13 protein-coding genes are annotated in these 12,788 nt (G+C 77.5%); 6 read left to right on the forward strand and 7 right to left on the reverse strand.

The genetic code is table 11. The features are described 5' to 3' along the window. Nucleotides 1–51: 51 nt before the first annotated feature. Entirely contained in the window at nucleotides 52–834 is a 783-nt protein-coding gene (locus tag BLT39_RS01465; RefSeq protein WP_242658074.1) for a TrmH family RNA methyltransferase, read from the reverse strand. A 55-nt stretch (nucleotides 835–889) separates the two neighbouring features. On the opposite strand from BLT39_RS01465, the gene BLT39_RS01470 reads away from it, so the two are divergent. Together BLT39_RS01470 and BLT39_RS01475 are read left to right on the forward strand one after the other, a co-directional pair. Beyond that, complete coding sequence (locus BLT39_RS01470; protein WP_091057480.1) at nucleotides 890–1,840, forward strand: NAD(P)/FAD-dependent oxidoreductase; 951 nt, start codon at nucleotides 890–892, stop codon at nucleotides 1,838–1,840. Continuing rightward, complete coding sequence (locus tag BLT39_RS01475) at nucleotides 1,840–2,874, forward strand: hypothetical protein (RefSeq protein WP_091057482.1); 1,035 nt, start codon at nucleotides 1,840–1,842, stop codon at nucleotides 2,872–2,874. Before BLT39_RS01470 ends, BLT39_RS01475 begins: the two co-directional genes overlap by 1 nt. Here BLT39_RS01475 and BLT39_RS01480 read toward each other — a convergent pair. Continuing rightward, nucleotides 2,871–3,503, reverse strand: coding sequence for a nucleoside/nucleotide kinase family protein (locus BLT39_RS01480; RefSeq protein WP_091057485.1), 633 nt, complete (start codon nucleotides 3,501–3,503; stop codon nucleotides 2,871–2,873). The two genes, BLT39_RS01475 and BLT39_RS01480, sit on opposite strands and share 4 nt — an antisense overlap. Nucleotides 3,504–3,588: 85 nt before the next feature. Between BLT39_RS01480 and BLT39_RS01485 the strand changes: the two genes are divergently transcribed. The 4 genes from BLT39_RS01485 to BLT39_RS01500 are packed head-to-tail and all read left to right on the forward strand — an operon-like array spanning nucleotide 3,589 to nucleotide 9,009. Then, nucleotides 3,589–5,028 (forward strand): MFS transporter, encoded by a 1,440-nt coding sequence (locus BLT39_RS01485; protein ID WP_091057489.1) that lies wholly within the window; start codon nucleotides 3,589–3,591, stop codon nucleotides 5,026–5,028. Between the two features lie 11 nt (nucleotides 5,029–5,039). Beyond that, on the forward strand, nucleotides 5,040–5,720 hold the full coding sequence (locus BLT39_RS01490) for an ABC transporter ATP-binding protein (RefSeq protein ID WP_091057493.1): 681 nt from the start codon (nucleotides 5,040–5,042) through the stop codon (nucleotides 5,718–5,720). Continuing rightward, complete coding sequence (locus tag BLT39_RS01495; protein ID WP_091057496.1) at nucleotides 5,717–6,385, forward strand: ATP-binding cassette domain-containing protein; 669 nt, start codon at nucleotides 5,717–5,719, stop codon at nucleotides 6,383–6,385. The genes BLT39_RS01490 and BLT39_RS01495 overlap by 4 nt, the downstream gene beginning before the upstream one ends. Then, nucleotides 6,382–9,009 carry an FtsX-like permease family protein gene (locus BLT39_RS01500; protein ID WP_091057499.1) on the forward strand — a complete coding sequence of 876 codons (2,628 nt, stop codon included), beginning with the start codon at nucleotides 6,382–6,384 and terminating at the stop codon, nucleotides 9,007–9,009. The genes BLT39_RS01495 and BLT39_RS01500 overlap by 4 nt, the downstream gene beginning before the upstream one ends. A gap of 7 nt (nucleotides 9,010–9,016) precedes the next feature. Here the strand turns inward: BLT39_RS01500 and BLT39_RS01505 are convergent, their stop codons facing one another. The 5 genes from BLT39_RS01505 to BLT39_RS01525 form a co-directional block, all read right to left on the reverse strand. Then, the gene (locus BLT39_RS01505) at nucleotides 9,017–9,820 is read right to left on the reverse strand and encodes a thioesterase family protein (RefSeq protein WP_091057502.1); all 804 of its coding nucleotides are present in this window, start codon (nucleotides 9,818–9,820) and stop codon (nucleotides 9,017–9,019) included. 4 nt (nucleotides 9,821–9,824) lie between these two features. Beyond that, complete coding sequence (thpR, locus tag BLT39_RS01510; protein WP_091057505.1) at nucleotides 9,825–10,391, reverse strand: RNA 2',3'-cyclic phosphodiesterase; 567 nt, start codon at nucleotides 10,389–10,391, stop codon at nucleotides 9,825–9,827. Beyond that, complete coding sequence (locus tag BLT39_RS01515) at nucleotides 10,388–10,879, reverse strand: hypothetical protein (protein ID WP_131801378.1); 492 nt, start codon at nucleotides 10,877–10,879, stop codon at nucleotides 10,388–10,390. The genes thpR and BLT39_RS01515 overlap by 4 nt, the downstream gene beginning before the upstream one ends. Before the next feature lie 44 nt (nucleotides 10,880–10,923). Then, complete coding sequence (locus BLT39_RS01520; protein ID WP_091057513.1) at nucleotides 10,924–12,276, reverse strand: MFS transporter; 1,353 nt, start codon at nucleotides 12,274–12,276, stop codon at nucleotides 10,924–10,926. A 69-nt stretch (nucleotides 12,277–12,345) separates the two neighbouring features. Then, nucleotides 12,346–12,780, reverse strand: a complete 435-nt coding sequence (locus BLT39_RS01525) for a MarR family winged helix-turn-helix transcriptional regulator (RefSeq protein WP_242658076.1) — start codon at nucleotides 12,778–12,780, stop codon at nucleotides 12,346–12,348. Nucleotides 12,781–12,788 lie beyond the last annotated feature (8 nt).

The following is a 12,788-nucleotide window of genomic DNA, read 5'->3' on the forward strand; positions in this document are numbered from 1 at the left end:
TCCGCCCGCCGTGGGCCCCTGGGACGACGCCGGAAGCACGGGCCGGAACGGCTACCTCAACTGGGCGAAGGCGACCGCGGCGGCGGCCGCCACGCCGAGGGAGTCCACACCCGGGCGCATCGGGATCCGTGCCCGGACATCGACCGCGGCCAGCGCGGCGTCGGACAGCCCCGGGCCCTCCGCGCCCAGCAGCAGCGCCGTCCGGGGGTGCTCGGCCGGGTCCAGCGACCGCAGGTCGACGTCGGCCCCGGGGGTCAGGGCAACCGTGGTGAACCCCGCGGCCCGCACCTGGTCCAGCTCCCCCGGCCAGTCGGTGAGCACCCGCAGCGGGGTGGTGAGCAGGTGGCCCATCGAGACCCGCACCGAGCGCCGGTAGTACGGGTCGGCGCAGGTGGGGTCCAGCAGCAGCGCGTCGATGCCCAGCGCCCAGGCCGACCGGCCGATCGAGCCGATGTTCTCGTGGTCGTTGAGCCCCTCCAGCACCGCGATCCGGTTGGCGCCGACCAGCACGTGGGCCAGCGGCGGCGGCACCGGCCGCTCGCAGGAGGCCAGCACGCCGCGGGTCAGCCGGAAGCCGATGGTCTCCGACAGCACCCACTTGTCGGCCTCGTACACCGGCACGCCCGCGGGGACGTCGAGCGCGCCGACCCGGCCGGGGATGCCGTAGACGCAGCGCACCCGCAGGCCCGAGCCCAGCAGCCGCTCCACGGCGGTCACGCCCTCGACCACCACCGGCCCGGTCCCCCGCTCCGTGCCCGGCCGGCGGTCGCCGGCGTGCAGGTCGTGGAAGTCGGCGACGCGGGGGTCGCGCGGGTCGGTGATCGTCTCCGGCACGCGCCCATCCTCGCCTGACGAGCGGGACGGCCGCGCAGCCCGCAGGGTGGGACGGGTGAGCACCACCGTGATCGGCGCCGGCATCTCCGGGATCGCTGCCGCCCGCGCCCTGCACGACGCCGGCGCCCCGGTGACGGTCCTGGACCGCGGCCGCCGGCCGGGTGGGCGGATGTCGGGCCGCGAGCTGCACGGCCGGGTGGTCGACCTCGGGGCGTCCTACCTGACGGCGGCGCCGGACGGCCCGTTCGCCGGCGTGGTCGCCGACTGGGTCGACCGTGGGCTCGCCTTCCCCTGGACCGACACCTTCGCCGTCGCCGGACCCGACGGGATCACCGACTCGAAGACCGGCCCCGTGCGCTACGGCGCGGCCGGCGGCCTGCGCTCGCTCGTCGCGGACCTCGCGCAGGGCCTGGACCTGGTGACCGGCCACATCGTCGGGGAGGTCGGCCCGGGCCCGACGGTGGACGGCCGGCCCGCCGACGCCGTCGTGGTCGCGCTGCCCGACCCGCAGGCCCGCCGGGTGCTCCCGCCCGGGTCGCCGGCGGAGCAGGCCCTCGACCCGCGCGGCTGGCAGGCCACCCTCGCCGTCGCGATGGGCTGGGCCGACCGGCACTGGGACGCCGACCTGCACGGCGTCTTCGTCAACGACCACCCGGTCGTGGAGTGGCTGGCCGACGACGGCACCCGGCGCGGGGACGGCGCGCCGGTGCTCGTCGCGCACACCACCGGGCCCTTCGCCGCCGGCCACCTGGGCGCCCCGCCGGCGGCCGGCCCCGACGTGGTGGCCGCGGTCCGCCGGCTGCTGGACCTGCCCGAGCCCGAGTGGGTGCACGTGCACAGGTGGACCTTCGCCAAGCCCGCCGACCCGCGCAGCGAGCCGTTCCACCTGGCCGAGGGGGTCGGGCTCTGCGGCGACGGGTGGTCCGCGCCGTCGAAGGTCGAGTCGGCGTGGACCTCGGGCACGCTGCTCGCGCAGGCGCTGCTGGCCGGTCAGCGGGACGGGTAGTGGGCGGGCTGTCCGGGCCTCCGCCCCCGGCCGAGCCCGGTGCCGAGACCGCCCGCTCCGACGGGCACACCGGCCGCGCCCTGGCCCGCGGGATCCTGCTGCCCGCGCTGATCGCCACCCTCAACGGGGTCGTGTTCGTCGCGGTGTACCTGGGGGCGCTGCACGACCCGGTCCCCCACGACCTGGCCGTCGGCGTGGTCGGGTCCGCGCAGCAGGTCACCGCCGTCCAGCAGGCCCTGGACTCGGCGCAGCCCGGTGGCTTCGCCGTCCGCGGTCTCCCCGACGCCGGAGCCGCGGACGCGGCGGTGCGCTCCGACGACGTCTACGGCGCCCTCGTGCTCGGCGGTGGCGCCCCGCAGCTGCTCACCGCCGGGGCGCACGGCCAGGGCGTCACCCAGACGCTCACCGAGGCGCTGACCCCGGTCGCCCAGCAGCTGACGGGGACGGCCCCGGCCACCCAGGACCTGGTGCCGCTGGTCGCCGGTGACACCCGCGGCCTGTCGGTCTTCTACGCCGCCTTCGGCGTGGTGCTGGGCGGGTTCCTGTTCGGCATCGCCACCTTCCAGGCCGCCCCGCAGCTCCTGCTGCGCTGGCGGGTGGTCAGCATCGCGCTGTTCGCGGTCGTCGCCGGCGCCCTGGTGGCCCTGCTGGCCGACGTGGTCTACGCGGCCGTGCCCGCCGGGCCCCTGGTGGTCGGCGGGGTGGTCGCGCTGCTGGCCGCGGCCTGCGGCGCCACGGCCGCCCTGGCGTTCCGGCTGTTCGGGTCCGCCGGCCAGGTGGTCACCTCGATCGGGCTGGTGATCCTGGGGAACGCGACCAGCACCGGCAACGCCCCCGCCGAGTTCCTGCCCGGCTGGATGCGCCCGCTGGCCGACGTGCTGCCCTCCGGCGTCGCGGTGCAGGCGCTGCGCGGGGCGGCCTACTTCTCCGACGCCGACCTGGTGCGGGGCCTGGTGGTGCTCGGGCTGTGGGCGGTGCTGCCGCTGCTGGCCATCGCCGGTGCCGACCTGGTCGCGCGGCGCCGGGCGGACTAGAGCTCGACGACGAGGTCCGCGCGGTCCTGCGCGGCCACCACCCGGCGGGCGTTGGGCTCGTCCACGGCGGTCACCCAGGCCTGCGCGGCGGCCGGGTCCTTGCCGAACTGCACGTGCCGGGCGACCAGCCGCGCGGTGCGCACCTGCTCGTCCAGCCGCAGCGACCACACCTCGTCCAGGGCCGCCCGCACCTCGGGCCACGGGTCGTCGGGCAGCAACAGGTAGTTCCCCTCGGTGACCACCACGCGGGTGCCGGGGGGCACCGGCACCGCACCGGCCAGCGGCTGCTCGAGCACCCGCTCGAAGGCCGGCGCCCACACCGTGCGGTCGGTCTCGGAGCGGAGCCGGTGCAGCAGGGCGCGGTAGCCGTCGGCGTCGAAGGTGTCGGGGGCGCCCTTGCGGTCGCGGCGGCCCAGGGCGTCCAGGGCGACGTCGGCGAGGTGGTAGCCGTCCATCGGCACGCCCGTCGCCGGCAGCCCGGCCGCGGTGAGCGCCGGCACGAGCGCGGCGGCCAGCGTCGACTTGCCCACCCCGGGCGGGCCGGCGAGCCCGACCAGCACCCGCGGCCGGTCGGCGGCCAGCGCCCGGACCCGCTCGACGAGGAATTCGGGTGCGCCCGGGAGGTCCATCCCGGGATTGTCGTACCCCGCACCGATGAGCCCGCGCACCGGCGACCGTCCTACCCGTGACCGCCCGAACCCGGAGGAGCACGCCATGACCGCCAGCCCCGCCCTGGACCTGCGCTCGGGCACCCAGCGGGTCCTCGCCCACCTGCTGGCCAACAACCTGCTCGTCGGGGTCGTCAACTACACCGTCTGGTTCGCGCTCACCTTCTGGGTGTTCCTGGAGACCGGGTCGGTGTTCGGCACCGGCCTGGTCGCCGGCATCTTCCTGGTCGCCACGGCCGCCACCGGCATCTGGTTCGGCAGCCTGGTCGACCACCACCGCAAGCAGGCCGTCATGCAGGCCTCGGCGGTCGCGTCGGGCGTGCTGTACGCGGTGGCCTTCGCCGTCCTGCTGCTCGCACCGGCGTCGTCGTTCACCACGGTGGCCAGCGTCCCGCTGTGGGTCTTCGTCGTGCTGCTCATGCTGGGCGTCATCGCCGGCAACCCGCGGTCGATCGCGCTGCCCACCTGCGTGACGCTGCTGGTGCCCGCCGACCGGCGGGACCGGGCCAACGGCCTGGTCGGCACGGTGACCGGGGTGTCCATGCTGGTCACCTCGGTGATCAGCGGGCTGCTGGTCGCCTACGGCGGCATGACGGCGGTGCTGGTGGTCGCCCTGGCCGTGCTCGCCCTGGCGGTGGCGCACCTGGCCCGGGTGCACGTCCCCGAGCCCGAGCCGGTCGCCACCGGGTCCGACGACGACGGCGGCGCCGGGCGCGGCGTCGACCTGCGCGGCACCGTCACGCTGGTCCGCGGGGTGCCGGGCCTGCTGCCGCTGATCCTGTTCTCCTGCTTCAACAACTTCCTCGGCGGCGGCTTCATGGCGCTGATGGACCCCTACGGCCTGTCGCTGATGAGCGTGCAGGCGTGGGGCCTGCTGTGGGGCGGGCTCTCGGCGCTGCTGGTCGTGGGCGGGCTGCTGGTCGCCCGGGTCGGGCTGGGCAGCCGGCCGATCCGGTTGCTGCTGCTGGCCAACGTGGTGATGTGGGCGGGCACCGTGCTCTTCCCGCTGGTCTCCTCGATCCTCACCCTCACCGTGGCGATGGCCGCGTTCATGCTGGTCATGCCGTTCGCCGAGGCGGCCGAGCAGACCGTGCTGCAGCGCGTGGTGCCCTACGAGCGGCAGGGCCGGGTGTTCGGCTTCGCGCAGAGCGTCGAGCAGGCCGCCTCCCCGCTCACCGCCTTCCTGGTCGCACCGGTCGCCCAGTTCCTGGTCATCCCGTGGATGACCGACGGCGCCGGCGCGGCCGCGATCGGCAGCTGGTTCGGCACCGGCACCGCCCGCGGGATCGCGCTGGTCTTCGTGGTCACCGGCGCGATCGGGCTGCTGGTCGTCGGGCTGGCGTTCCTCAGCCCGGCCTACCGGCGGCTCTCGGCGGCGTACGCGACGTCGCAGGCACCCGCCCCGGTGGTCGGCGACCCGGCCCCCGTCGCGCCCCCGGCACCCGGGGTCGAGGAGGTCGTCGGCGGAACCGGGCGGGGTCGCTAGGGTCGCGTGCGATGACCGACGTCCCGGGGCCTGCTGCCTCCTGCCGGGAGGTGGTCAAGACCTACCGGACGTCGACCGAGTCGGTGACCGCGCTGGTCGACGTCACCGTGGACATCCCCCGGGCCCGGGTGACCTGTGTGGTGGGCCCCTCCGGCTCGGGCAAGAGCTCGCTGCTGCGACTGCTGGCCTGCGTGGACTCCCCCGACGCCGGCACGGTGCACGTCGGCGGCCACCGGGTGGACGACCTCGGCGCGCGGGGCCGGCGGCGGCTGCGCCGCCGACACGTCTCCTACCTCTTCCAGCGCCCCGGCCACAACCTGCTGCCCTACCTGACCGCCACCGAGCAGGTGCGGCTGGCCGCCGACCTGCGCGGGGCGCACGTGGCCGACGACGAGGTGGCGGCGCTGCTCGGGCGCCTGGGTCTCGGCGACCGCGGTGGCCACCGGCCCGCGCAGCTGTCCGGCGGGGAGCAGCAGCGGCTCGCGGTGGCCTGCGGGGTGGTCGGCGGCCCGGCGCTGGTGGTCGCCGACGAGCCCACCGCCGAGCTCGACACGGCCGCCGCCGTCCGGGTGCTGGAGGCCATGGAGGCCCTCGCCGCCGACGGCGTGGCGTTCGTGGTGTCCAGCCACGACCCGCGGGTGATGGCGGTCGCCGACGGCTTCGTCCGGCTCGAGCAGGGCCGGCTGGCGTGAGCGGGTTCGCCGCGCGCGGGGTGGTCAAGCGGTTCTCCCGCGGTGCGGAGACGGTGACCGCGCTGGCCGGGGTCGACCTCGCGGTCGGGGCCGGGGAGTTCGTGGCGCTCGTCGGCCCGTCGGGGTCGGGGAAGTCGACGCTGCTGGCGGTGCTGTGCGGCTGGGAGACCCCCGACGAGGGCACCCTGGAGCCGGCCGGGGCGCTGGACCGGGGCTGGTCGGACCTCGCGCTGGTGCCGCAGGCCCTCGGCCTGCTCGCCGACCTCTCCCTGCTGGACAACGTGCTGCTGCCCGCGCGGCTGCGCAGCCGGCGCCCCACCCCCACCGACGCCGCCGGCGACCCGGTGCCGCTGGCGCACGGCCTGATGGCCGACTTCGGGCTGGCGCACCTGGCCGACCGCTACCCGCACCAGGCCTCCCTCGGCGAGCAGCAGCGGGTGGCCGTCGCCCGGGCCCTGGTGCTGCGGCCGGCCCTGCTGCTGGCCGACGAGCCCACCGCGCACCAGGACCGGGAGCACGCCGACGCCCTCCTCGACGCGCTGCGCGACGCCACCCTCGACGGCAGCGCCGTGCTGCTGGCCACCCACGACGAGGTCGCCTGGTCCCGGGCCGACCGGGTGGTGTCGATGCGCGACGGCCGGCTCACCGCGGGCGCGCCGTCGTGAGGCTGCTGCCGCCGTGGTCGCGGGCGCCGCTGCTCGGCCTGCGCCAGCCCGCCGCCGTCCTCGCCGTCCTGGTGACGACGGCGATCCTGGCGTGCGCGGTGGCCAGCGCGCCGCTGTTCCTGTCCTCCGCCCGCTCGGCCGCCCTCCAGCAGCAGCTGGCCCCGCAGTGCGCCGAGGCGTCCTGGCCGGAGGTGGGCGTCGGGGTCGGCGCTCCGGTCGGCGACCGGGCGGCCGCGCTGGCCGCCGCCCCGCAGGACGCCTGGGCCGCCGAGGGCAGGGAGTCCGTCCCCGCCCTGCTCGTCGGGTCGGCCCTGGGCGCGGGGGGCAACCGGCAGCAGGGCGTCCCGGTGGCCGGGGCCGACGGTGCGGCGCTGAGCCAGCCGGCGACGCTGTTCTGGCGTCCGGGGGCGCTGGACCACGTCGAGGCGCTCGGCGCCGCCGGCGGCGACGGCGTCTGGGTGCCGGCCAGCTACGCACAGGCGGCCGGGGTCGTCGCGGGCGGCACCCTCGACGTCGGTGGCGTCCCGACCCCGGTGGCCGGCACCTACACCGACCTCTTCGACACCGTCCCCGACGACTACTGGTGCGACCTCGAGGACCTGTTCACCAACGCCACCAGCGCCGACACCCCGCCGCCGGCGCTCCTGCTGGCCACCGACGAGCAGACCCTGGTCGACCTGGCCGTCGCGGCGCGCGGCTCGCTGCAGTCGTCGGCCCAGGTCGAGGTGGACGGCGGCACGCTGACCAGCAGCCGGGCCGCGGCCCTCGGCGCCGAGACCGACCGGGCGGTCGCCCGGCTGCCGGACATCCCGCCCGACGACGGCGGCAAGGGCGCCGACCCGCGGCTGGCCGACGCCGCGGGCCGGGCCGAGGTCCTGGAGAGCGGGCTGCGCGGGCCCGTCGTCCCGGTCGCGGTGGCCGGCGGGCTGCTGGCGCTGGTGCTCGTCGCCGCCGCGGGCAGCTTCTGGGCCGACCGCCGGGCCACCGAGGTGCGCCTGCTGGCCGCCCGCGGGGTGGGTCCGGTGCCGCTGGCCGGCAAGGCCGCCCTGGAGCTGGGCCTGCCCGCGCTGGCCGGCGCCGCCGTCGGCTGGGCGGCGTCCCGGCTGCTGGTCGGCGGGTTGGGCCCCGCGCCCGAGCTGGACCCGTCGGCGACCACCGCCGCGGTGTGGGCCGGGGTGGCCGCGTTCGCGGTGGGGCTCGTCTCGGCCGCCGCGGTCGCCGGGCTGCGTGCCCGCGGCACCGCCGAGCGCCCCCTGGGCGCGGCACCCCGGTGGCCGGCCCGGGTCCCGTGGGAGCTGGCGCTGCTGGTCGCGGCGGGCTGGTGCTGGGTGCTGCTGGAGGGCCGCGACGCGGTGGTCTCCCAGGCCGGTGTCGCGCAGGTCAACGGGCTCCTGGTGGCGTTCCCGCTGCTGGCCGTCGCCGGTGCGGCGGTGCTGCTGGCCCGGCTGCTCACCGCGGCGCTCCCCCGGCTGCGCCGCTGGGCCGACCGGCGCCGGCCACCGGTGTTCCTCGCCGTCAACCGGCTGGCCGCCGCCCGCGCCGCCACCGCCACGCTGCTGGTCGCGATCGCGCTGCCGGTCGCGGTGCTGGGTTACACCGCCACGCTGACCGCCAGCTCGCGGGCCACCCTCGACGCCAAGGTCGGCGTCCAGCTGGGCGCCGGGGCCTTCGCCGCCACGGCCACCCGGGTCGACCCCGCCGCCGTCACCGGGGGCGAGGGCACCACCGTGCTCCGCTTCGGCGACTCCACGCTGACCCCCGCCGGCGGGGAGCGCACCGACGTGCAGACCCTCGCGGTCGACCCCGCGACGTTCGCCGGCACGGCGTTCTGGGCCGGCTCCTTCGCCGACCGGTCGCTGACGGACCTGGTCGCCGACCTGACCCGGGAGACCGCGACCGTGCCGGTGGTGGCCGCCGGGCTGCCGACCGGGCCCTACGAGCTGCGGCTGGGCAACGTCCCGGTCGACGTCGAGGTGGTGGCCACCGCCGACGTGCTGCCCGGCCGGCGCACCGCCGACCCCGTCGTCCTCGTCGACCGCAGCCGGCTGCCCGACGTGCCGCCGTCGGCCGGCTCGGACCAGGCCGTGGAGCGGTGGACGAACGGCGACGTCGGTGCCGCGGTCGCCGCGCTGCAGGACGCCGGCGCCGTGCGCGTCGTCGAGACGGTGCCCGCCGACGTGCAGCGGACGGCCAACTTCCTGGGGATCACCTGGACGTTCGGCTACCTCTCCGCGCTGGCGGTGTTCGCCGGCGTGATCGGCGCCGCCGGGCTGCTGCTCTACCTGGAGGCGCGGTCCCGGTCCCGGGTGAGCGGCTACGTGATGGCCCGCCGGCTGGGGTTGAGCCGGGCGGCCCACCTGCGGTCGCTGCTGGTGGAGCTCGGCGGGGTGGCGGCCACCGGGGTGCTGGTCGGCGGTGTGCTGGCCGTCGGCGCGGTGGCCGCGGTGTACCGGCGGCTGGACGTCGACCTGCTCCGCCCGCCCACCCCCCTGCTGCACGTCCCGTGGCCCGCCGTCGCGCTCACCGTCGTCGTCGCCCTGGCGGTGGCCGGCGGGGCGGCGCTGTACGCCCAGCGGTCGGCCGACCGCGCCGACCCGTCGTCGGTGCTGCGGGAGGACGCCTGACCGGGGGTCAGCGCGGGGTGCGGGCGAGCTGGCGGGACTGCGCGACCAGCCGGCCGGCGGAGTCCCACACCCGGTAGTCCTCGTCGACCCAACCGTCGGAGACCTCGTTGCCGCGGGCCTCGACCAGGCACCAGCCCGGCGCCGGCAGCGCGCGCACGAGCGTCTGCAGCTGGACCGTCGGCGCCCAGCCCGTGCGACCGGTGGCCCACGAGGTGGGCGGCAGCACGTCGGTGAAGGCGATCAGGCCCAGCGGGTCGGGCTCGCGGTCGTCGGCGAAGCGCACCCAGGCACGCACCACCGGCTCGGTCGAGGGCTGGCCGAGCACCCAGCCCGCGGTCAGCGGGTCCAGCCGGGTCTCCACCTGACGCGAGATGCCGGGCACGGTCATCCCGGACGGGGCGAGGTGGGCGTTCTCGGCGATGGAGAAGCAGTCCTCGACCGGGGTCGCCGCCGGCGGCGGGACGGCGTGCTCGGCGGCCACGTCGTGCAGCGTCGCGGTCGTCCACTGCACCGGGACGGCGGGGCCGCCGGCGTCGCCGAGCACCGCCGACCCGTGCTGCAGCGTCCGCCCGGCCGGGCCCGCGGTGACCGACACCGTGGCCGGCCCCGGCGCCGGGGAGCGCAGGTAGGACGCCGACAGCGCCACCGGGTGGGCGTGCGGGGACACCTCCACCGCGGCCCGGGCCACCACCGCGAGCAGGTAGCCGCCGTTGAGCACGCCGCCCCCGACGTCCCAGCCGGCGTCGAGGTCGGCGGTGAACCCGCCCTCGGCGGCGGTCAGCGCGGTGGCGGCGTCGAAGCTCTGCGGCACGGCCTCAGCGTGCCACCGGGCCCGTCGCGCCCAGCGGCCACCCGGCCAGGCGCTCGTACCGGCTGCCGGGGCGGCTGCGCCACAGCACCAGCTCGGTGGGCCGCCAGGGCGGGCCGTGCGCGCCCTGCAGCCGGTCCGGCAGCGCCGTGGCCGCCGTCCCTGCCCCGGGCCAGCGGCCGAGCGTGAGGTGGGGGACGAAGGGCCGGTCCTCGACCGGGACGCCGGCGTGCCGGGCCGCGGCGGCGACCCGCGCGGCCAGCTCCCCGAGCGCGTCGACGTCGCCGTCCACCCCGGCCCACAGCACCCGCGGACGGCGGCCGAAGGTGCCCGCGCCGGTCAGCTGCACGGTGGCGGGCGGGGCACCGGCGGCCACCGGTCCGAGCGCGCCGAGCAGGCCGGCCACCCGGGCCCCGGGCACCTCGCCGAGGAAGGCCAGCGTGATGTGCAGGTCCGCGGGGTCGGACCAGCGGGGTGCGCCCGGGTCCTCGCGGACGCCGTCCACCGCCGCGGTCAGTGCCCGCACGGCCGCCGGGGGCGGCGCGATGCCGGTGAACAGCCGCCCTGCGCTCAGCCGCGGTCCCGGGGGTCGCTGACCACGAGGCCGGCGTCGGACAGCGCGGCCGCCAGCCGCAGCCGCTCGACCTCGCGGTCCTCACCGGGCACCGCCTCCCGCAGCCGGTGCGGCACCTCGAGCGCACCGGCCGCCTCGACCAGCACGTCGTCGTAGGCGGCGAGCACGCCCGCCCGGTGGGCGGCCGAGCCGGTGGCGACCAGGGACAGCTCGCGGCGCAGCCGGCGCAGGTCGGCGGCGATGGCCTGCACCGCGCGCCGCTGGGGCACTCCGGCCGTCCGCACCGGTGCCCGGCCCGGGGCCGGGCGCCGGGCCGTCAGCCGGGCCGCCGGGCGGGGGCGCCGGCGGTCGGTGCGGCGGCGGCGCGGGAGCCGGGCCTGGCCGGTGAACAGCCGCATCGAGAGGTCCATCAGCCAGACCGACCCGATGACCATGGCGAGGACGAACGCCAGCTGCAGCGGCCAGGGGACCGCGGGATCCGGCGACATGACCGCACGGTAGGTCACCGGTGACCGCGCCCACAATCGCGGTCTCAGCGGCGCGGCCCCACCGCCGTCCCCGGGGCCTCGGCGCCGGCCTCCTCGACGGCCCCGGCCGCCTGGGGCGCGGCGGGGACGGCGGGGACGGCGACCGGCGGGTCGACGTGCAGCCGCACGCTCGGCGGGGCGACGTGGGCCTCCAGCCGCACGTGCCGGCCGCGGGAGAGCACCGCGCCGACCACGACGGCGACCACCAGCACCACCAGGCCGCTGGCGACCAGGCCCCACCGCGCGCCCAGGTGGGCCGACACCCAGCCGACCAGCGGCGCCCCCACGGGCGTGCCGCCCATGAAGCACATGAAGTACAGCGCCAGGACCCGGCCGCGCAGCTGCGGCTCGACGCCCAGCTGCACGAAGCTGTTGCAGGCGACGCTGAACACCAGCCCGGCCGCCCCGCAGGGCACCAGCAGCAGCCCGTAGGCCCACACGGTCGGCATCAGCCCGCTGACCGCGGTGATCGCGCCGAAGACGCCGGCGGCCACGATGAGGAAGCGCTGCAGCGGGCGGGAGTCCCGGCGGGTCGACACCAGCGCCCCGGTCAGCGAGCCGACCGCGAAGGCGGTGGACAGGAGGCCGAAGGACCCCGCGCCCAGCCCGAAGACCTCGGTGGCCATCAGCGCGACGGTGATCTGGGAGTTGAACCCGAAGGTCCCCACGACGAAGGCCAGCAGCATCGCCAACTGCAGGTCGGGGTGGGCCCGGGTGTAGGTCAGCGCGGCCCGCAGCTGCCCCCGGGCGCGGGCGACGGGGGCGCTGCGCTGCAGCTCGTCGTCGCGCATCAGGGCCAGGGCGGCGATGGTCGCGGCGAAGCTGGCCGCGTTGACGAAGAAGGCCGGGGCCGTGTTGCCGCCGGAGACCGCGATCAGCCCGCCGGCCACGGCCGGGCCGACCAGCCGGGCGCCGTTGAACACGGTGGAGTTCAGGCTGACCGCGTTGCCCAGGTAGGTGGGGCCGACCATCTCCGACACGAAGGACTGCCGGGCCGGGGTGTCCAGCGAGCTGACCGCGCCGAGGGCCAGGGCGAGGGCGAACACCTGCCACAGCGCGATGGCCCCGGTGGCGACCAGGACGGCGAGCGCGAGGGCCAGCACCCCGAGGACGGTCTGGGTGACCATGAGCATGCGGCGCTTGTCGTACCGGTCGGCCAGCAGGCCGCCGTAGAAGCTGAGCACCAGGGTCGGGGCGAACTGCAGGGCGGTCACCACGCCGAGCGCGGTGCCGGAGCCCCCGGACAGCTGGAGCACCAGCCAGTCCTGGCCGATGCGCTGCATCCAGGTGCCGGTCAGCGAGACCAGGTTGGCGCTGACGTAGATCCGGAAGTTGTGCACCGCGAGGGCACGGAACATGCCCGCGCGTCGTGGGGCGTGGGTCCCGCTGGTGCTCGTGCGCTCAGGCGTGTGCGGTCGCCTCCTGGCTCACCCTCCGGCGAGCTCATCCATGATGCGGGCAGCCTCCCGCAGGGTCGCCCGGTCCTCGGGCGTGAGGGCGTGCAGCTTGCCCGACAGCCACGCCTCGCGGGCGCGGGCCTCCTCGGTCAGCAGGGCCTCCGCGGCCGGGGTGAGCTCGATGATCACCTGGCGGCGGTCGGTGGGGTGCGGCGTGCGGGTGACCAGGCCCTTGCCCTCCAGCGCCACCACGACCCGGGTCATGGACGGCGGCTGCACCCGCTCGTGGCCGGCCAGCTCGCCCGGGCTCATCGCGCCGTGCCGCTTGAGCGTGGACAGCGCTGCGAGGTGGGTCAGCGTCACCGAGGTGTCGACCCGCTGGTTGCGCAGCCGACGCGAGAACCGCATGACCGCGAGCCGCAGGTCGTGCGCGAGGGCGGCGGTGTCCAGCGTCGTCCGCGCCACGTGTCACC

The organism is Klenkia brasiliensis (genome assembly GCF_900100695.1).
Classification (GTDB): domain Bacteria; phylum Actinomycetota; class Actinomycetes; order Mycobacteriales; family Geodermatophilaceae; genus Klenkia; species Klenkia brasiliensis.